The sequence below is a fragment of the Exiguobacterium sp. s36 genome, assembly GCF_018618345.1.
Lineage (GTDB): Bacteria > Bacillota > Bacilli > Exiguobacteriales > Exiguobacteriaceae > Exiguobacterium > Exiguobacterium chiriqhucha.
The window spans coordinates 20,275-39,436 of the sequence record NZ_JACSLW010000010.1 but is presented as its reverse complement, the minus strand read 5'-3'; the positions used below and the strand labels follow the sequence as shown (position 1 = coordinate 39,436).

Annotated in this window: 18 protein-coding genes and 1 other annotated feature; all 18 genes read left to right on the top strand. The window is 48.4% G+C overall.

What is annotated here, in order from left to right:
* Positions 1 to 139 precede the first annotated feature (139 nt).
* The 18 genes from sigH (at position 140) to rplC (ending at position 19,144) form a co-directional block, all read left to right on the top strand.
* On the top strand, positions 140 to 781 hold the full coding sequence (gene sigH, locus KNP95_RS14940; protein WP_021066589.1) for an RNA polymerase sporulation sigma factor SigH: 642 nt from the start codon (positions 140 to 142) through the stop codon (positions 779 to 781).
* A 128-nt stretch (positions 782 to 909) separates the two neighbouring features.
* The gene (gene rpmG, locus KNP95_RS14935; RefSeq protein WP_214828449.1) at positions 910 to 1,056 is read left to right on the top strand and encodes a 50S ribosomal protein L33; all 147 of its coding nucleotides are present in this window, start codon (positions 910 to 912) and stop codon (positions 1,054 to 1,056) included.
* 34 nt (positions 1,057 to 1,090) lie between these two features.
* Entirely contained in the window at positions 1,091 to 1,261 is a 171-nt protein-coding gene (gene secE / locus KNP95_RS14930) for a preprotein translocase subunit SecE (RefSeq protein ID WP_021066591.1), read from the top strand.
* A gap of 17 nt (positions 1,262 to 1,278) precedes the next feature.
* Entirely contained in the window at positions 1,279 to 1,830 is a 552-nt protein-coding gene (gene nusG, locus KNP95_RS14925) for a transcription termination/antitermination protein NusG (protein ID WP_021066592.1), read from the top strand.
* A gap of 147 nt (positions 1,831 to 1,977) precedes the next feature.
* A complete protein-coding gene (rplK, locus tag KNP95_RS14920) occupies positions 1,978 to 2,403 on the top strand; it encodes a 50S ribosomal protein L11 (RefSeq protein ID WP_021066593.1) in 426 nt (141 codons plus the stop codon).
* Positions 2,404 to 2,501: 98 nt separating this feature from the next.
* Positions 2,502 to 3,188: a 50S ribosomal protein L1 gene (gene rplA, locus KNP95_RS14915; RefSeq protein WP_021066594.1), complete on the top strand. Its 687-nt coding sequence runs from the start codon at positions 2,502 to 2,504 to the stop codon at positions 3,186 to 3,188.
* 59 nt (positions 3,189 to 3,247) lie between these two features.
* Positions 3,248 to 3,401 (top strand) — a sequence feature (ribosomal protein L10 leader region).
* A gap of 45 nt (positions 3,402 to 3,446) precedes the next feature.
* Positions 3,447 to 3,953 carry a 50S ribosomal protein L10 gene (gene rplJ, locus KNP95_RS14910; RefSeq protein WP_021066595.1) on the top strand — a complete coding sequence of 169 codons (507 nt, stop codon included), beginning with the start codon at positions 3,447 to 3,449 and terminating at the stop codon, positions 3,951 to 3,953.
* A 59-nt stretch (positions 3,954 to 4,012) separates the two neighbouring features.
* The gene (gene rplL / locus KNP95_RS14905) at positions 4,013 to 4,378 is read left to right on the top strand and encodes a 50S ribosomal protein L7/L12 (RefSeq protein ID WP_021066596.1); all 366 of its coding nucleotides are present in this window, start codon (positions 4,013 to 4,015) and stop codon (positions 4,376 to 4,378) included.
* 86 nt (positions 4,379 to 4,464) lie between these two features.
* Positions 4,465 to 5,061, top strand: coding sequence for a class I SAM-dependent methyltransferase (locus KNP95_RS14900; protein WP_214803773.1), 597 nt, complete (start codon positions 4,465 to 4,467; stop codon positions 5,059 to 5,061).
* Between the two features lie 193 nt (positions 5,062 to 5,254).
* Positions 5,255 to 8,803 (top strand): DNA-directed RNA polymerase subunit beta, encoded by a 3,549-nt coding sequence (rpoB, locus tag KNP95_RS14895; protein WP_058765118.1) that lies wholly within the window; start codon positions 5,255 to 5,257, stop codon positions 8,801 to 8,803.
* A gap of 22 nt (positions 8,804 to 8,825) precedes the next feature.
* Positions 8,826 to 12,425: a DNA-directed RNA polymerase subunit beta' gene (gene rpoC / locus KNP95_RS14890; protein ID WP_021066599.1), complete on the top strand. Its 3,600-nt coding sequence runs from the start codon at positions 8,826 to 8,828 to the stop codon at positions 12,423 to 12,425.
* A gap of 288 nt (positions 12,426 to 12,713) precedes the next feature.
* Positions 12,714 to 13,136 (top strand): 30S ribosomal protein S12, encoded by a 423-nt coding sequence (gene rpsL / locus KNP95_RS14885; protein ID WP_012727683.1) that lies wholly within the window; start codon positions 12,714 to 12,716, stop codon positions 13,134 to 13,136.
* Positions 13,137 to 13,184: 48 nt separating this feature from the next.
* Positions 13,185 to 13,652, top strand: coding sequence for a 30S ribosomal protein S7 (gene rpsG / locus KNP95_RS14880; RefSeq protein ID WP_021066600.1), 468 nt, complete (start codon positions 13,185 to 13,187; stop codon positions 13,650 to 13,652).
* A 116-nt stretch (positions 13,653 to 13,768) separates the two neighbouring features.
* Complete coding sequence (gene fusA, locus KNP95_RS14875; protein ID WP_029594429.1) at positions 13,769 to 15,847, top strand: elongation factor G; 2,079 nt, start codon at positions 13,769 to 13,771, stop codon at positions 15,845 to 15,847.
* 115 nt (positions 15,848 to 15,962) lie between these two features.
* A complete protein-coding gene (gene tuf, locus KNP95_RS14870) occupies positions 15,963 to 17,150 on the top strand; it encodes an elongation factor Tu (protein ID WP_021066602.1) in 1,188 nt (395 codons plus the stop codon).
* A gap of 109 nt (positions 17,151 to 17,259) precedes the next feature.
* Positions 17,260 to 17,769 carry a hypothetical protein gene (locus KNP95_RS14865; RefSeq protein ID WP_214838148.1) on the top strand — a complete coding sequence of 170 codons (510 nt, stop codon included), beginning with the start codon at positions 17,260 to 17,262 and terminating at the stop codon, positions 17,767 to 17,769.
* A gap of 378 nt (positions 17,770 to 18,147) precedes the next feature.
* On the top strand, positions 18,148 to 18,456 hold the full coding sequence (rpsJ, locus tag KNP95_RS14860) for a 30S ribosomal protein S10 (protein WP_021066604.1): 309 nt from the start codon (positions 18,148 to 18,150) through the stop codon (positions 18,454 to 18,456).
* Positions 18,457 to 18,517: 61 nt separating this feature from the next.
* Entirely contained in the window at positions 18,518 to 19,144 is a 627-nt protein-coding gene (gene rplC, locus KNP95_RS14855; protein WP_021066605.1) for a 50S ribosomal protein L3, read from the top strand.
* The last annotated feature ends 18 nt before the right edge of the window (positions 19,145 to 19,162 follow it).

Genomic DNA, 19,162 nt, shown 5'->3' with positions numbered 1-19,162 from the left:
TGTATACTATTACATGTATGAGTTACACGAATTGTAATTGACGGAATTTTTAGAATTTTATTTGACGGTCGTTTTAAACGGCGCCTATAATGAGAGCACAAACTTACATAAGTTCATCAATCGCCGGGGGGTAGGAAACATGAACGGATGGCCATACGAGCAGTTTGAAAACATGTCCGACGAAGAGCTCGTCTTTCTTGCGCGTAACGAAGGGGATAGCGACGCTCTTGAGTTTTTGATTGAACGTTACCGATATTTCGTTCGGGCGAAGGCACGGTCTTATTTTTTAATCGGTGCCGACCACGAGGATATCGTCCAAGAAGGGATGATCGGTCTGTATAAAGGGGTTCGGGACTATCGGGACGAACGGCTCGCTTCGTTCAAAAGTTTTGCTGAGATGTGCATCACGCGTCAAATGATCACCGCCATTAAAACGGCGACGCGTCAAAAACATATTCCGCTCAACTCTTACGTCTCGCTCGATAAGCCGATTTTTGATGACGAGTCGGACCGGACGCTTCTTGATGTGATTTTGCCGCCGCATCCGACAGACCCGCAAGATTTGCTCGTCACGCGTGAAGAGCAACTGTTCATGGAAGAAAAGATGGAAGAGCTCCTGAGTGACTTGGAACGAAAAGTGTTACGTCTTTATTTGGACGGCCGTTCGTATCAAGAAATCTCAGACGACCTCGACCGTCACGTGAAGTCGATTGATAATGCGCTACAGCGCGTGAAGAAAAAGTTTGAGCGGCATGTCGACGTCAAAACGCTGACGAGCTAACCGATATTGACCGCAAGCCTCCTATGTGATACTTTTAAGGCAGCGCCTTGTCCGTAGACGCCATTTACAGGAGGCGTTTTTTTTTCGCTCTTTTTTAGTGGGAGAGCTGTCGAAAGGGGCGCTTATGAATGGCAAAGAAAGTAAGTCTCGCGTGTTCGGATTGCGGGTCGAGCGGTTATTCGACCGTTAAGCAAGACGACGTGACGACGCGGCTCGAACTGAAAAAGTTCTGTCGTCGTTGCAATGCACATACGACACATCGAGAATCAAAGTAACGTAGATTGGCATTCAACGTAGGAGGAAGCTATCATGAACTTTTTGCGCGATGTATGGAAAGAGTTAAAGAAAACGAGTTGGCCGACTCGTAAAGAGCTCACAAAATATACCATCACGGTCATCGCGACGGTCGTCGTGGTCGGCCTGTTCGTGTTCGGCGTAGATACTGGTGTCAGTTATCTCGTCAACCTATTGATTAACTAAGGAAAGAGGTGAAAGCCGTGGAGAAACAATGGTTTGTTGTCCAGACGTATTCTGGATTTGAAAACAACGTCAAAGAAAACCTAGAACGTCGAATCGGTTCGATGAACATGGAAGATAAAATTTTCCGCGTCCTCGTTCCGACTGAAACAACGCAAGAAGAAGTCACTCTCAAGAGTGGCGAGAAGAAGATTAAAGAAAAAGAAGTGAAAAGCTTCCCAGGTTACGTCTTCGTCGAAATGATCATGACGGATGATTCATGGTATGTCGTTCGGAACACACCGAACGTCACCGGCTTCCTCGGTTCGACGGGGGGCGGCGCTAAGCCGATCCCGCTTCAACCGGACGAAGTGACGAACGTATTGTCACAGATGGGTCTCATCGAGAAGAAAGATCGTTACAACTACGAACTCGGCGACCTCGTCCGTGTCAAAGAAGGCGCATTTGAGAACTTTGAAGGTACGATTGATGAAATCGAAACTGAGAAAGAGAAGCTCAAAGTTGTCGTTGACATGTTCGGCCGTGAAACAAAAATTGAACTTGATTTCGAACAAGTTCAGAAAATTAACTAAACCCACTTGCCATTCTCGGGAACGGATGGTACAATCGGAAATGTTTGATGTTGTGCTTTATTTCGGTACAAACTCGACCTAATAGATTGAGTGGGAGGGCGCACAACGTCCAAGAAACCACATTTTAGACTTAAGGAGGTGTGTCTCGTGGCGAAAAAAGTTACTAAACTCGTTAAACTTCAAATCCCAGCTGGTAAAGCTAACCCAGCACCACCAGTAGGACCAGCACTTGGTCAAGCAGGTGTTAACATCATGGGATTCTGTAAAGAGTTCAACGCTCGTACACAAGACCAAGCCGGATTGATTATTCCTGTAGTCATTACGGTATACGAAGATCGTTCGTTTACATTCATTACGAAAACTCCACCAGCTGCAGTTCTTTTGAAGAAAGCTGCTGGTATCGAGAGCGGTTCTGGTGAACCAAACCGTAAGAAGGTAGCAACGGTTAAGCGTGATAAAGTTCGCGAAATCGCTGAACTTAAAATGCCTGACCTTAACGCGTCGTCTGTTGAAACAGCGATGCTTATGGTTGAAGGTACTGCGCGTAGTATGGGTATTGTAATCGAAGACTAATTTATTAGTCTCTGGGATTGTCGGTGAATATTATGCTCACCTTCAATCCCTTCATTATGTGGGAGGAAATTCCGCTAACCACAAGGAGGAAAAGAATCATGGGTAAAAAACACCAAGAAGCAGCTAAGCTTGTTGATCGCATGAAGTCATACGAACTCACTGAGGCCGTTGAACTCGTTCAAAAAACAGCTACTGCTAAATTCGATGAAACAATCGAAGTTGCTGTCCGTCTCGGCGTAGATCCGAAGAAAGCGGACCAACAAATCCGCGGTGCCGTCGTACTTCCACACGGTACTGGTAAAACACAAAAAGTTCTCGTCTTCGCAAAAGGCGAAAAAGTTAAAGAAGCTGAAGCGGCTGGCGCTGACTACGTCGGTGACTCTGAGTTCATCACTAAAATCCAACAAGGATGGTTCGACTTCGATGTTATCGTTGCGACACCTGACATGATGGGCGAAGTTGGTAAACTTGGTCGCGTTCTCGGACCAAAAGGCCTCATGCCTAACCCGAAAACAGGCACAGTTACGTTCGACGTGACGAAAGCAATCGCGGACATCAAAGCTGGTAAAGTAGAGTACCGCGTTGACAAAGCCGGTAACATCCACGTACCAGTTGGTAAGAAATCGTTTGAAGCAACTAAACTTACTGAGAACATCGAGACAATCATCGAGACGCTCATGAAAGTGAAGCCTGCTACTGCAAAAGGAACTTACCTTAAAAACATCGCGCTTTCTTCGACAATGGGTCCTGGGATCCGTGTCGCGACTGCCGACTTCATCAAGTAATCTACTTGAAATAAACTGTTGACAACGTGTGATACCGCTGTTAAAGTAATACACGTTCAACCGAATATGTTGGATTACCGTAGACAGAAGGTGGGCATCGGTCCGTAAACCCTTCCGAGGTGTCTTTGCTCGAACTTGAGCCTGTTGTCACAGGTTTACTTTCAAACAATTACGCCCTCGTATGTCTTCATACGAGGGATTTCTTTTTGAAGAGCAGCCTCTCGTCCGGTATAAGAATTGACTAGGAGGTGCAAACACATGGCAAGCGAAAAAATCGTATCTCAGAAATCGGCACTCGTCGATGAAATCGCTGAGAAAATGCAAGCAAGCGTTGGGACAATCGTTGTTGACTACCGTGGACTTACAGTTGAAGAAGTGACTACACTCCGTAAATCACTCCGTGACGCTGGAATCGAGTTCAAAGTATACAAAAACGGTCTTCTTCGCCGCGCAGCAGTTCAGTCGAACTTCGAAGGTCTTGACGAAGTCTTCACTGGCCCTACAGCAATCGCGTTCTCGAACGAAGACGTTGTAGCTCCAGCGAAGATCTTGAACGACTTCTCGAAAGAGCACAAAGCGCTCGAATTGAAAGGCGGAATCATCGAAGGCAAAGTTTCTTCACTTGAAGAAGTTAAAGCCCTTGCAGAACTTCCATCACGCGAAGGTCTTCTCTCGATGCTTCTCAGCGTACTTCAAGCTCCAATCCGTGGGCTCGCAGTCGCAACAAACGCAATCGCAGAACAAAAAGAAGAGCAAACTGCTTAATTTTTGTCTCGTAGCGTAACAAAAACCAATCTTTACAACATCAAAGGAGGAAAACCATAATGGCTTTCAACAAAGAGCAATTCATCGAAGACCTCAAATCAATGACGGTTCTCGAACTTAACGAACTCGTAAAAACAATCGAAGAAGAATTCGGCGTATCAGCAGCAGCTCCAGTAGCAGTTGCAGGTGCAGGCGCAGCAGTAGCTGAAGAGCAAACTGAATTCGACGTAATCCTCACAAACGCTGGCGCTGGTAAAATCAACGTCATCAAAGCGGTACGTGAACTTACAGGCCTCGGTCTTAAAGAAGCGAAAGCACTCGTTGACGGAACTCCAGCTCCAGTCAAAGAAGGCGTTTCTAAAGAAGATGCAGACGCAGTCAAAGCTAAGCTTGAAGAAGCTGGCGCAACTGTCGAAGTTAAGTAATCTAACTTTTACTTCTACAACCTATAGAAGCTCGCTATGGCGAGCTTCTTTTATTTCCTTGAAGAGTGGGTTAGGAGGTTCAATGCATGGGAGATCATTACTATACGAACGACCCTAGTTCGAAAAGTGCCCCTGAGACATGGACGTTTGAGTTGCGAGGGAAGACATATCGCTTCACCTCGGACCGCGGCGTGTTCTCGAAAGGATCGGTCGATTTTGGGTCACGTCTCTTAATCGAATCATTTGAAGTGCCTGATGTTGAAGGACGCATTTTAGATGTGGGCTGCGGCTACGGTCCGATGGGGATCTCGCTTGCCGACGCCTCTGGGCGTGAAGCACTCCTCGTCGACGTGAACGAGCGAGCGCTTGCCTTGTCAGAGCAAAACGCCGCCCAAAATGGGGTGACGATTGAGACGCGACTCAGCCACGCTTATGACGGAGTCGGTGATGAACAGTTCGCCGCAATCGTGACCAATCCGCCGATTCGGGCCGGGAAGCAAGTGGTCCACACGATTTTGCGCGATGCGTATACACACCTTGTCGTAGGTGGAGCGCTCTACGTCGTTATTCAAAAGAAACAAGGAGCGCCTTCTGCCAAGAAGTTGCTTGAAGATGTGTTCGGTAAAGTCGAGACGGTTGCGAAAGAAAAGGGCTATTTCATTTTCCGGGCAATTCGCTCTTGACAAACGGTGAAGTCTTGTTGACTCGCTATAACGTATATGCTAACATTATAAAATGCCATTGGAATGGAATTCGCTTTGAACTGCCGCGTTTGCCGCTTTTTAGACGCGGAAAAGAGGCGACATTCAATGACAATGTTCGATTATTACGCCCGAAAAATTCGATAGAGAATTGGGGGTCTGAGAGGTGAATCAGTTGACTGGTCAACTTGTTCAGTACGGTCGTCACCGTCAGAGAAGAAGCTTTGCCCGTATCAGTGAGGTATTAGAGCTTCCGAATTTGATTGAAATTCAAACTGCTTCTTACGAGTGGTTCTTGCGTGAAGGATTGAAAGAGATGTTTACGGACATTTCGCCAATCTCCGACTTCACCGGAAACCTCGTGCTCGAGTTCATCGACTATTCGCTCAGTGAGCCGAAGTATTCGATCGATGAGTCGAAGGAGCGAGACGTAACTTACTCTGCGCCATTGCGCGTAAAAGTACGTTTGCAAAACAAAGAGACAGGTGAGCTCAAAGAACAAGAAGTGTTCATGGGGGATTTCCCGCTCATGACAGAATCGGGAACGTTTATCATTAACGGTGCAGAACGCGTTATCGTTTCCCAGCTCGTTCGTTCACCAAGCGTTTATTACAACGCGAAACTCGATAAAAACGGTAAGCGTGGCTTCGGAGCGACTGTTATTCCGAACCGTGGTGCATGGCTCGAACTTGAGACAGATGCCAAAGATATCGTTTACGTTCGTATTGACCGTACCCGCAAAATCCCGGTAACGGTGTTGTTGCGTGCCCTCGGTTTCGGTACGGACCAAGAGATTATCGACCTTCTCGGGGATGACGAGTATCTTCGTAACACCCTTGAAAAAGATAATACAGAATCAACAGAAAAAGCGTTAATCGAAATTTACGAGCGTCTCCGCCCTGGTGAACCACCAACGGTTGAGAACGCGAAGTCACTTCTCGTTTCTCGTTTCTTCGACCCAAAACGTTACGACCTTGCAAACGTCGGTCGCTATAAGATGAACAAAAAACTTCATCTTAAAAACCGTCTCTTCGGTCAAAAATTGGCCGAGACGCTCGTTGACCCAGAAACAGGTGAAGTCATCGCCGAAGCTGGAACTGTCCTCGATCGTCGCAACCTTGACCGCGTTCTTCCACACTTGGAGAACGGCCTTGGTTATATGGATGCTGAGCCGACAGGCGGCGTCGCTGAAGGTGAACCGTTCGGTCTTCAATCGATCAAAGTAATCTCACCAGATGACCCAGATGGAGAGCGTATCTTGAACATTATCGGTAACGGCAATATCGACCGTAGCGTGAAACACATCACACCGGCTGATATCATCGCATCGATCAACTACTTCTTTAACTTATTACACGAAGTCGGAACAACAGATGACATTGACCACTTAGGAAACCGTCGTCTTCGTTCAGTCGGAGAACTTCTCCAAAACCAATTCCGGATCGGGCTTTCTCGTATGGAACGTGTCGTTAAAGAACGGATGTCGATTCAAGATCAAAACGCGATCACACCACAGGCGTTAATCAACATTCGCCCAGTTATCGCGTCGCTAAAAGAGTTCTTCGGTAGTTCGCAGTTGTCACAGTTCATGGACCAAACAAACCCGCTCGCAGAGCTCACGCACAAGCGTCGTCTCTCTGCACTTGGACCGGGTGGTTTGACACGTGAGCGTGCCGGTTTCGAAGTTCGAGACGTTCACTATTCGCACTACGGTCGGATGTGTCCAATCGAAACGCCGGAGGGACCAAACATCGGTCTCATCAACTCGCTTTCGTCTTATGCGAAAGTAAACGAGTACGGCTTCATTGAAGCTCCGTACCGTCGAGTCGACCCTGAAACAGGTCTCGTCACGAGCGAGATTCAATATATGACGGCGGATGAAGAAGATCTCTACGTCGTCGCTCAGGCGAACATGCCGCTCACAGAAGAAGGCGGATTCGCCAACGAACAAGTCCTTTGCCGTTTCCGCGGACAAAACTTGTCAGTTGAGCCGAACCGAGTCGATTACATGGACGTCTCGCCGAAACAGGTTGTTTCTGCCGCAACGGCATGTATCCCGTTCCTTGAGAACGATGACTCGAACCGTGCCCTCATGGGAGCGAACATGCAGCGTCAAGCTGTACCACTTCTTCAACCAGATTCACCGATTATCGGTACTGGGATGGAGTACGTGTCAGCGAAAGACTCTGGGGCCGCGATTATCGCGAAATTCCCAGGTGTCGTCGAGCGTGTCACAGCACGCGAAATCTTAGTCCGCCGCACGTCTGACGTGAACGGTTCTGAGGTATCAGGTGACCTTGACCGCTACAAACTTCAAAAGTATGTCCGTTCGAACCAAGGGACATGCTACAACCAGAAGCCGATCATCGCTGCTGGTGACCGTGTCGAAAAAGGAGAAATCCTTGCTGACGGACCGTCGATGGATATGGGTGAGCTCGCGCTCGGTCGTAACGTCGTCGTCGCCTTCATGACATGGGACGGTTACAACTATGAGGATGCGATCATCATGAGTGAACGCCTCGTGAAAGATGATGTGTACACGTCGATTCATATCGAAGAGTACGAATCAGAGTCACGCGACACGAAACTCGGACCTGAGGAAATCACACGTGATATTCCAAACGTCGGTGATGACGCACTTCGCAACTTGGACGACCGTGGGATTATCCGCATCGGTGCGGAAGTCAAGGATGGCGATATCCTCGTCGGTAAAGTTACGCCTAAAGGTGTGACTGAATTGACGGCGGAAGAGCGTCTCTTGCACGCAATCTTCGGTGAGAAGGCACGTGAAGTCCGTGATACGTCACTCCGTGTACCAAACGGCGGCGACGGCATCATCTTGGACGTCAAAGTGTTCGATCGTGAAAACGGTGACGAACTCTCACCAGGCGTGAACCAAATGGTTCGTGTCTACATCGTTCAAAAACGTAAGATTCACGAAGGGGATAAGATGGCGGGACGTCACGGTAACAAAGGTGTTATCTCGCGCATTCTCCCTGAAGAAGACATGCCATACATGCCGGACGGCACACCGATTGACATCATGCTTAACCCACTAGGTGTACCATCACGGATGAACATCGGTCAGGTACTCGAACTCCACCTTGGAATGGCGGCTAAAAAGCTCGGCATCAAAGTGGCGACACCTGTATTCGATGGTGCACGTGAGGAAGACGTATGGGCAACGATTGAAGAAGCTGGAATGGACAAAGACGCCAAGACTCGTCTCTATGACGGTCGTACTGGTGAACCGTTCGATAACCGCGTCTCGGTCGGTGTCATGTATATGATCAAACTCGCGCACATGGTTGATGATAAACTTCACGCTCGTTCGACAGGGCCATACTCGCTCGTCACGCAACAACCGCTCGGTGGTAAAGCACAGTTCGGTGGACAGCGTTTCGGTGAGATGGAAGTATGGGCACTTGAAGCGTACGGCGCAGCCTACACGCTCCAAGAGATCCTTACAATCAAGTCGGATGACACGGTTGGCCGTGTGAAAGCATACGAGGCCATCGTGAAAGGTGAGAGCGTTCCGAAAGCGGGCGTTCCTGAGTCGTTCCGCGTCTTGATCAAAGAGCTCCAAGCGCTCGGTATGGAAGTCAAGATGATGTCTGCGGACGATGAAGAAGTTGAAATGAAAGATGAAGATGACGACAACATCCCGAACGCAACATCGGCGTTAGAACAAGTCGTTCAACCGACTGTTACGGAAGAGGAATAAGGCGAAAAGGGAGGTCGGCCCCTTGGTAGATGTTAATCGATTTGAATATATGAAAATCGGCTTGGCTTCACCCGAGAAGATCCGTTCGTGGTCTTACGGGGAAGTCAAAAAGCCGGAAACGATCAACTATCGTACACTTAAACCAGAGAAGGACGGATTGTTCTGTGAACGAATCTTCGGTCCTACGAAAGACTGGGAATGTTACTGCGGGAAATACAAACGAATCCGTTATAAAGGAGTCATTTGTGACCGTTGTGGCGTTGAAGTGACGAAAGCGAAAGTGCGTCGCGAGCGTATGGGCCATATCGAGCTCGCGGCACCAGTTTCGCACATCTGGTACTTCAAAGGGATTCCAAGCCGAATGGGGCTTGTTCTCGATATGTCACCACGTGCGCTCGAAGAAGTAATCTACTTCGCGTCGTACGTTGTGACGGAGCCAGGTGACACTCCGCTTGAGAAGAAACAACTTCTCTCGGAAAAAGAATACCGTCTCTACCGTGAAAAATACGGCAGTGACTTCAGAGCAGACATGGGTGCAGAAGCAATCCGCACACTCCTTCAAGACGTTCAACTCGAGAAGGAAGTCGGAGAACTCCGCGAAGAATTGAAGACGGTTCAAGGCCAACGTCGTACACGTGCGATTAAACGTCTTGAAGTGCTCGATGCGTTCTTCACGTCAGGTAATGATCCAGATTGGATGATTCTTGAAGTACTTCCTGTCATTCCGCCAGAGCTTCGCCCGATGGTGCAGCTCGACGGTGGACGCTTTGCGACATCTGACTTGAACGATTTGTATCGTCGAGTCATCAACCGAAACAACCGTCTTAAACGTTTGCTCGATCTCGGCGCGCCGAACATCATCGTGCAAAACGAGAAGCGTATGCTTCAAGAAGCGGTTGACGCCCTCATCGACAACGGTCGTCGTGGTCGTCCGGTCACAGGACCAGGTAACCGTCCCCTTAAATCACTTTCACACATGTTGAAAGGGAAACAAGGTCGTTTCCGTCAAAACCTTCTTGGTAAACGGGTCGACTATTCAGGACGTTCGGTTATCGTCGTTGGTCCAAACTTGAAGATGTACCAATGTGGTCTCCCGAAAGAGATGGCCCTTGAACTCTTCAAGCCGTTTGTGATGAAAGAACTTGTCGGTCGCGGCATCGCGTCGAACATCAAGAACGCCAAACGTAAGATTGAGAAGATGCAACCAGAAATCTGGGGCGTCCTCGAAGAAGTCATTCGTGAGCATCCGGTTCTCTTGAACCGTGCCCCAACGCTTCACCGCCTAGGGATTCAAGCTTTCGAACCGATTCTCGTCGAAGGTCGCGCGATTCGCCTTCACCCGCTCGTATGTACGGCCTATAACGCCGACTTTGATGGTGACCAAATGGCGGTTCACGTACCACTTTCTGCTGAAGCGCAAGCTGAAGCTCGTCTTCTCATGCTCGCAGCGCAAAACATCTTGAACCCGAAAGACGGAAAACCAGTTGTTACACCATCGCAGGATATGGTCCTCGGTAACTACTACATCTCGCTTGAACGCGACGATGCCGTCGGACAAGGGAAAATTTTGTCGAACGTGAACGAAGCGCTCATCGCGTATCAAAATGGCTATGTCCACTTGCATACACGTGTCGCTCTTCCAGCACGTACGCTCAACAACCCGACGTTCACAGATGAGCAAAACGAGAAAATGTTGATCACAACGGTCGGTAAGATGATCTTTAACGAGATCTTGCCGAACACGTTCCCATACTTGAACGAGCCGACGATGGAAAACTTACAGGAAGCAACGCCTGACAAGTACTTCATCGACAAAGGTGCCAACGTGGCAGAAGAAATCGCCTCACGTCCTTTGGTCGAGCCGTTCAAAAAAGGATTCCTTGGAAAAGTCATCGCGGAAGTGTTCCAGAAGTTCGAAACGACTGAAACAAGCCGCATGCTTGACCGGATGAAAGATCTCGGCTTCAAACACTCGACGAAAGCCGGTGTGACGGTCGGAATCGCTGATATCATCGTTCTTCCGGACAAACAAGAAATCCTTGATGAAGCGCAAACTCAAGTCGATCAAATCATGAAGTCATTCCGTCGCGGTCTCATCACTGAAGATGAGCGTTACGAGCGCGTTGTACGCTCTTGGAACGAAGCGAAGGATGAGATTCAATCACGATTGATGAAATCCCTCAATCGCTTGAACCCAATCTTCATGATGTCTGACTCAGGTGCCCGTGGTAACGCGTCCAACTTCACGCAGCTCGCAGGGATGCGTGGTTTGATGGCCGCTCCATCTGGCCGCATCATCGAACTTCCGATCAAATCTTCATTCCGTGAAGGTCTGACGGTACAAGAGTACTTCATCTCGACGCACGGTGCGCGTAAAGGTCTTGCCGATACAGCCCTTAAGACGGCTGACTCAGGTTACTTGACGCGTCGTCTTGTTGACGTAGCCCAAGATGTCATCATCCGTGAAGAAGATTGTGGAACGGACCGCGGAATCCGCGTTGCCGCTCTCCGCGAAGGCACGGAAGAAATCGAAAACTTGTATGACCGCCTCGTCGGCCGTACAGCGTTCGAGACAGTGGCACATCCGGAAACGGGTGAAGTCATGGTCGAGAAGAACCAATTGATTACCGAAGATCTCGCTCGCGACATCGTCGACGCTGGAATCGAACGAGTTGAAATCCGTACAGCCTTTACATGTAACACGTCACACGGCGTATGTAAGAAATGTTACGGCCGCAACTTGGCGACTGGCTCGAACGTTGAAGTCGGCGAAGCTGTCGGAATCATCGCCGCGCAATCAATCGGTGAGCCAGGAACGCAGCTTACAATGCGTACCTTCCACACAGGTGGGGTAGCCGGAGATGATATCACACAAGGTCTTCCACGTATCCAAGAGGTATTCGAGGCTCGTAACCCGAAAGGGCAAGCGGTCATCTCGGAAATCCCTGGTACGGTCATCGACTTCACAGAATCGCGTGACAAGCGTGAACTCACCGTCGAAGGACTCAGTGAGACACGTACGTACACGATTCCGTTCGGAGCACGTCTTCGTGTTCAAATCGGAGATACAGTAGAAGCTGGAGAAGTCTTCACGGAAGGTTCGATCGATCCGAAAGAATTGCTCGCCGTCCGTGGTGTATCTGGTGTTCAAAACTACTTGCTCCAAGAAGTACAAAAAGTTTACCGCATGCAAGGGGTAGAAATCGGCGACAAACACGTCGAAGTCATGGTTCGCCAAATGCTTCGCCGCGTCAAAGTCATCGAGTCTGGTGACACGCCACTTCTCCCTGGTTCGCTCGTCGATATCAGCGTCTTCAAAGAAGCGTGTAAAGATACGCTTCGCGAAGGCAAGAGCCCGGCAACAGCGAAACCGGTCCTTCTCGGAATCACAAAAGCGTCGCTTGAGACAGATTCGTTCCTCTCGGCCGCTTCGTTCCAAGAAACGACTCGTGTATTGACAGACGCTGCCATCAAAGGCAAGCGCGACTATCTCCTCGGACTCAAAGAGAACGTCATCATCGGGAAACTCGTTCCAGCTGGTACTGGGATGCCGGTTTACCGTGATGTTAAACTCAAAGAAGAAGAGACGAAAGCCGTTCTCGAAGACACGACAGTAGAATAAAAACGTCTTGACAGCATGGGTTGGCGGTGCTACTATGATTTAGTGCCGCCAATCGGTTGTTGTCGATGACAACGGTGTCCAGCAGTCGGCAAGCTACTTGGACGTCACCCGATCTTTCTCCGGAAAGGTTTGGCTGCTATTATTGCCACTTTCAAGGTATAACTCACGTTTTTGCGAGGTCATGGAATGCCTACGCCTCGTAAAAGCGTTTCGTTATGACCTTAAATGAACCACCCGGGTCGGTGGGTCTAGAAAATAGCATAATTCAGGAAGGGAGGATCTTCAAAGATGCCTACTATCAACCAGTTAGTCCGTAAAGGACGTAAATCGAAAGTCGTTAAATCTGACTCTCCAGCACTTAACAAAGGTTACAACAGTTTCATCAAGTCACAAACTAACGTGAGCTCGCCACAGAAACGTGGTGTTTGTACACGTGTTGGTACAATGACTCCGAAGAAACCGAACTCGGCATTACGTAAGTATGCTCGTGTTCGTTTGACTAACCAAATCGAAGTGACTGCGTACATTCCAGGTATTGGCCACAACCTTCAAGAGCACAGCGTTGTTCTTATCCGTGGAGGACGTGTAAAAGACTTACCAGGGGTACGTTACCACATCGTTCGTGGTGCGCTTGACACTGCAGGTGTTGACGGACGTATGCAAGGCCGTTCTAAATACGGTACGAAACGTCCGAAAGCTGCGAAGAAGTAATTCTCGCAAAACTAAAAACTACTGAAATTTTGAAAGGAGGGTACTCGGATGCGTAAAAACCGTGCAGAACGTCGTGACGTTATCGCAGATCCGATCTACAACTCGAAATTGGTAACTCGCCTCATTAACCGTGTCATGTTAGACGGTAAAAAAGGTACAGCTCAAACTATCATTTACAACGCATTTGGCCTCATCGCTGAACGCTCAGGCAAAGAGCCTATGGAAGTGTTCGAAGAAGCAATGAACAACATCATGCCTGTACTTGAAGTTAAAGCTCGCCGTGTTGGTGGAGCAAACTACCAAGTTCCTGTTGAAGTTCGTCCAGAGCGCCGTACGACACTTGGTCTTCGTTACCTCGTGAACTACGCTCGTCTCCGCAACGAGAAAACGATGGAGCAACGTATCGCGAATGAAATCATGGATGCAGCCAATAACACTGGTGCGTCTGTTAAGAAACGCGAAGACATGCATAAGATGGCAGAAGCGAACAAAGCGTTTGCTCACTATCGTTGGTAAGTTAAACGTAAAGACCACTCCACGTCACCAAGCGGTGGCTTAATGGAGTGGCTTTCGGGTATAATCATATCGTGTGCCAGCACACGAAAAACACATGCGGAAGGAGAATACCCAGTATGGCAAGAGAATTCTCCCTAAAGAATACTCGTAACATCGGGATCATGGCTCACATCGATGCCGGTAAGACGACAACAACTGAACGTATTCTTTATTACACAGGTCGTATCCACAAGATTGGTGAAACTCATGAAGGAGCTTCACAAATGGACTGGATGGAGCAGGAGCAAGAGCGTGGAATCACGATCACTTCTGCAGCGACAACTGCACAGTGGAATGGCCACCGTGTAAACATCATCGATACACCTGGACACGTAGACTTCACAGTTGAAGTTGAACGTTCACTCCGTGTACTTGATGGCGCTGTTGCGGTACTTGACGCTCAGTCAGGTGTTGAACCACAAACAGAAACTGTATGGCGTCAAGCGACGACTTACGGTGTTCCACGTGTCGTATTCGTCAACAAGATGGATAAGATCGGTGCGGACTTCTTGTACTCGGTGAAAACACTTCACGAACGTTTACACGCAAACGCACATCCAATCCAACTTCCAATCGGTGCGGAAGATGAATTCAAAGGAATCATCGACCTCGTTGAGAAGAAGACATACATGTACACGAACGACCTCGGTACTGACATCGAAGTAACGGATGGCTACCCAGCTGACATGGCTGACGAAGCTGAAGAACTTCGCGGTCAATTGATCGAAGCGGTTGCTGACTACAACGAAGAGTTGATGATGAAATACCTCGAAGGCGAAGAGATCTCAATCGAAGAACTCAAAGCTGGTATCCGTCAAGCAACACTCAGCGTAGAATTCTACCCTGTACTCGTTGGTTCTGCCTTCAAAAACAAAGGTGTTCAATTGATGTTGGACGCTGTTGTTGATTACCTCCCATCACCAGTTGATGTTGAGTCAATCAAAGGTGTTAACCTCGACACAGAAGAAGAAATCACGCGTGAGCCTTCTGACGAAGCTCCGTTCTCGGCACTTGCGTTCAAAGTCATGACGGATCCTTACGTCGGTAAATTGACGTTCTTCCGCGTGTACTCTGGTACAGCACAAGCTGGTTCGTATGTGAAGAACTCGACTAAAGGTAAGCGTGAGCGCCTCGGTCGTATCCTTCAAATGCACGCGAACAGCCGTGAAGAAATCCCAATGGTATTCGCTGGTGACATCGCCGCAGCCGTTGGTCTTAAAGATACTACGACTGGTGATACGCTTTGCTCAGAGAAAGACAACGTCGTTCTCGAGTCAATGACATTCCCAGAACCGGTTATCTCGGTCGCTATCGAGCCTAAATCGAAAGCTGACCAAGACAAGATGGGTCAAGCCCTCGCGAAACTCGCAGAAGAGGATCCAACTTTCCGCACTGAAACAAACCAAGAGACTGGTCAAACGATCATCTCTGGTATGGGTGAGCTTCACCTTGATATCCTCGTTGACCGTATGCGTCGCGAATTCAAAGTAGAAGCTAACGTTGGTGCACCACAAGTTGCTTACCGTGAGACAATCCGTGGCGCTGCGAAGATCGATTCGAAATTCGTACGTCAATCAGGTGGACGCGGTCAGTACGGTCACGTTGTCGTAGAATTCGAGCCGAACGAAGAAGGCGCTGGATTCGCATTCGAGAACAAGATCGTCGGTGGTGTTGTACCACGTGAATACGTCCCAGCTGTTCAGAACGGGATTGAAGAAGCTCTCGAAAACGGTATCCTCGCTGGTTACCCAGTAGTTGACGTTAAAGCTGCCCTCGTCTTCGGATCGTACCACGATGTCGACTCGAACGAGATGGCGTTTAAAGTTGCTGCTTCGATGGCGGTTAAACAACTTAAGGAACAAGCGAAAGCTGTAATCCTTGAGCCAATGATGCGTGTCGAAGTTGTTATCCCAGAAGAATACTTGGGAGACATCATGGGTGACGTCACGTCACGCCGTGGACGCGTAGAAGGTATGGAAGCACGCGGTAACGCTCAAGTCGTTAAAGCAATGGTTCCACTTTCAGAAATGTTTGGATATGCGACATCGCTTCGTTCACGTACGCAAGGACGCGGAACGTACTCGATGCACTTCGATCACTACGAAGAAGTACCGAAGTCAATCGCAGAAGAAATCATCAAAAAAGCGAACGGCTAATAACGGTTGTAACGCTTAATTGATTGTTGTAAGCTAAGGAGGACGTATGTTAAAAGTAGCCTACGTCTTCCTAGTTAAATAAAAAACTAATTGTCTAATAGAGGAGGAATCTAGAATGGGTAAAGAAAAATTCGACCGTTCTAAACCGCACGTTAACGTTGGTACAATCGGCCACGTCGACCACGGTAAAACAACTTTGACTGCAGCGATCTCAGCTGTACTTTCAAAAGCACAAGGTAAAACAGCTACAAAGTTTGACGCAATCGATGGTGCTCCTGAAGAGCGTGAGCGCGGTATCACAATCGCAACAGCTCACATCGAGTACGAAACTGACAAACGCCACTATGCACACGTTGACTGCCCAGGTCACGCTGACTATGTTAAAAACATGATCACTGGTGCTGCACAAATGGACGGCGCGATCCTCGTTGTTTCGGCAACTGATGGCCCAATGCCACAAACACGTGAGCACATCCTTCTTTCACGTCAAGTAGGTGTTCCTTTCATCGTCGTATTCATGAACAAAGTTGACATGGTTGACGACGAAGAACTCCTTGAGCTCGTTGAAATGGAAATCCGTGAACTTCTTTCTGAGTACGACTTCCCAGGCGACGACCTCCCTGTAATCAAAGGTTCAGCACTTGGCGCGCTTAACGGCGAGCCACAGTGGGAAGAAAAAATCATGGAACTCATGAACGCAGTTGATGAGTACATCCCTGAGCCAGTTCGTGACACGGACAAAGAATTCATGATGCCAGTTGAGGACGTATTCTCAATCACTGGTCGCGGTACTGTAGCGACTGGTCGTGTTGAGCGTGGTGTTCTCCGCGTCAACGACGAAGTTGAAATCGTTGGTCTTACAGAAGAAACTAAGAAAACTGTATGTACTGGTGTAGAGATGTTCCGTAAGCTTCTCGACTACGCTGAAGCTGGCGACAACATCGGTGCTCTTCTCCGTGGTGTATCACGTGAAGACATCGAGCGTGGACAAGTACTTGCTAAGCCAGGTTCAATCACGCCGCACTCAAAGTTCAAAGCTTCAATCTACGTTCTTTCTAAAGAAGAGGGTGGCCGTCACACGCCATTCTTCGCGAACTACCGTCCGCAGTTCTACTTCCGTACAACTGACGTAACAGGTATCGTTCACCTTCCAGAAGGTACTGAAATGGTAATGCCAGGAGACAACATCGAGTTGACGATCGAATTGATTTCTACAATCGCGATCGAAGACGGAACACGTTTCTCAATCCGTGAGGGTGGCCGTACAGTAGGCGCTGGTTCAGTAACTGAAATCATCGAGTAATCGATTGATACACTGACCTTTCAAGCAGTCCGCATTTTGCGGGCTGCTTTTTTGTTTTATGGCGAGACGTGGTAAGATGGGACATATGTTGCAGGAAGGGGTGACGAGGATGGAAAAAAAAGTCGAGACGTTATGCCGGCTGAACGGGATTGCGTGTCGGTTCGGTGGGTCGACGTTATTGAAGCATCATGGACTCATCGAAACGACGAATGACTTGGATGTATTCGTGGAGCCGGATCAATTCGAACGATTGGATCAAGTGTTGAGCCGAGTCGGCGAGAAAGTTGAAACGAAACCGCATGCCGACTACATGACGACATACTTTAGTGAATATGTGTTTGAAGGGGGCGACATCGATGTGATGGCCAGTTTCCGGATGAAGTGTACCGATGGGATTTATACGCATCCCTACATTGAACCGGTCGGCAGCTGGATGCGACTCGAAGAGTGGGTCGTGCTGTATACGGTCATCGGTCGGGAAGATCGGCTTAATCGACTGGCGGATTATTTTGAGACGCATGAGCTCAATGAAGGGATTGTCCAAACATGCCTCAAACGAGCCCCCGCCTCGGTCATTGAAGCCGTCACCGAACGCTTCGGAACCTATATGAAACGCTAGGTCGAGTTGGCACGGCGGTTCTCGAAAGAAATAGTTCAACAAAAGAAGGAAAATAGCTTGCAAATGGGTTCGAATCTTGTTACATTAGTGAACGTTGAACAACTCATCAGACATCCGGCACAATTAAAAAATCAAATCTTGCATTTCATATGTAGATTCGATATAATGATTAAGTGTTTGTGCGAGTGGTGAGAGACTTTACAGCAGAAATCGGGTCCAATCGTTGATTTGCAATGATCGGATACCTCTGCTGACACAAGCACGCTGCGATGAAGCGGGAGGTTATGACACGCCAGGCAGCTTTGCCATGGCCGGTGTGGAAATTTCCGCGGAGAACTGTCTATTTTTAAAAATAGGCGACAAAGGAGGGAAACTTACATGGCAAATGAAAAAATCCGTATTCGTTTAAAAGCATACGACCATCGCGTACTCGATCAATCAGCTGAGAAAATCGTTGATACTGCGAAGCGTTCAGGTGCAAAGGTTTCGGGACCAATCCCGCTTCCAACTGACAAATCGATCTACACGATCCTTCGTGCCGTTCACAAGTACAAAGATGCTCGTGAACAGTTCGAAATGCGTACACACAAACGCTTGATCGACATCGTTAACCCAACACCAAAAACGGTTGATGCGCTTATGCGTCTCGAATTACCATCAGGTGTGGACATCGAAATCAAACTTTAATTCTTCATATAGTAGATACTAGCCAGAAGAGACAATAATTATTAAACAGGAGGTGTATCTCATGGCTAAAGGAATCTTAGGAACAAAACTCGGTATGACTCAAATCTTCAACGAAGCAGGCGAAGTCGTACCAGTAACAGTAGTTGCTGTCGAAGGAAACGTCGTTCTTCAACTTAAAACGGTTGAAACAGACGGTTACGAGGCACTTCAACTCGGTTTCGGAGACATCAAAGAATCACGTCAAAACAAACCAGCAAAAGGTCACGCTGCGAAAGCAAGTGCGACACCTAAGCGCTTCATCAAAGAGATTCGTACTTCAGTAGAAGGATACGAAATCGGTCAAGAGATCAAGGCGGACATTTTCGCTGCAGGTGAATTAGTAGACGTAACAGGTACATCGAAAGGTAAAGGATTCCAAGGTGCGATCAAGCGTCACGGACAATCACGTGGACCAATGGCTCACGGTTCGCGCTACCACCGTCGTCCTGGTTCGATGGGTCCTGTAGCTCCTAACCGCGTATTTAAAGGGAAGCTTCTTCCTGGTCAAATGGGTGGCGAGCGTAAAACGATTCAAAACCTTGAAGTTGTCAAAGTTGACGTGGAACGCGGCCTTGTACTCGTTAAAGGCGCAATCCCAGGCGCTCGCAAGTCGAACGTCATCATCAAAACAGCGGTAAAGGGTAACTAATTAACTGCACGGAAAGGA

Excerpts from the sequence above, each read along its gene's own strand:
- sigH (WP_021066589.1), top strand. The coding sequence starts at position 140 with ATGAACGGATGGCCATACGAGCAGTTTGAAAACATGTCCGACGAAGAG.
- rpmG (WP_214828449.1), top strand. The coding sequence starts at position 910 with ATGGCAAAGAAAGTAAGTCTCGCGTGTTCGGATTGCGGGTCGAGCGGT.
- secE (WP_021066591.1), top strand. The coding sequence starts at position 1,091 with ATGAACTTTTTGCGCGATGTATGGAAAGAGTTAAAGAAAACGAGTTGG.
- rplA (WP_021066594.1), top strand. The coding sequence starts at position 2,502 with ATGGGTAAAAAACACCAAGAAGCAGCTAAGCTTGTTGATCGCATGAAG.
- rplJ (WP_021066595.1), top strand. The coding sequence starts at position 3,447 with ATGGCAAGCGAAAAAATCGTATCTCAGAAATCGGCACTCGTCGATGAA.
- rplL (WP_021066596.1), top strand. The coding sequence starts at position 4,013 with ATGGCTTTCAACAAAGAGCAATTCATCGAAGACCTCAAATCAATGACG.
- KNP95_RS14900 (WP_214803773.1), top strand. The coding sequence starts at position 4,465 with ATGGGAGATCATTACTATACGAACGACCCTAGTTCGAAAAGTGCCCCT.
- rpsL (WP_012727683.1), top strand. The coding sequence starts at position 12,714 with ATGCCTACTATCAACCAGTTAGTCCGTAAAGGACGTAAATCGAAAGTC.
- rpsG (WP_021066600.1), top strand. The coding sequence starts at position 13,185 with ATGCGTAAAAACCGTGCAGAACGTCGTGACGTTATCGCAGATCCGATC.
- fusA (WP_029594429.1), top strand. The coding sequence starts at position 13,769 with ATGGCAAGAGAATTCTCCCTAAAGAATACTCGTAACATCGGGATCATG.
- tuf (WP_021066602.1), top strand. The coding sequence starts at position 15,963 with ATGGGTAAAGAAAAATTCGACCGTTCTAAACCGCACGTTAACGTTGGT.
- KNP95_RS14865 (WP_214838148.1), top strand. The coding sequence starts at position 17,260 with ATGGAAAAAAAAGTCGAGACGTTATGCCGGCTGAACGGGATTGCGTGT.
- rpsJ (WP_021066604.1), top strand. The coding sequence starts at position 18,148 with ATGGCAAATGAAAAAATCCGTATTCGTTTAAAAGCATACGACCATCGC.
- rplC (WP_021066605.1), top strand. The coding sequence starts at position 18,518 with ATGGCTAAAGGAATCTTAGGAACAAAACTCGGTATGACTCAAATCTTC.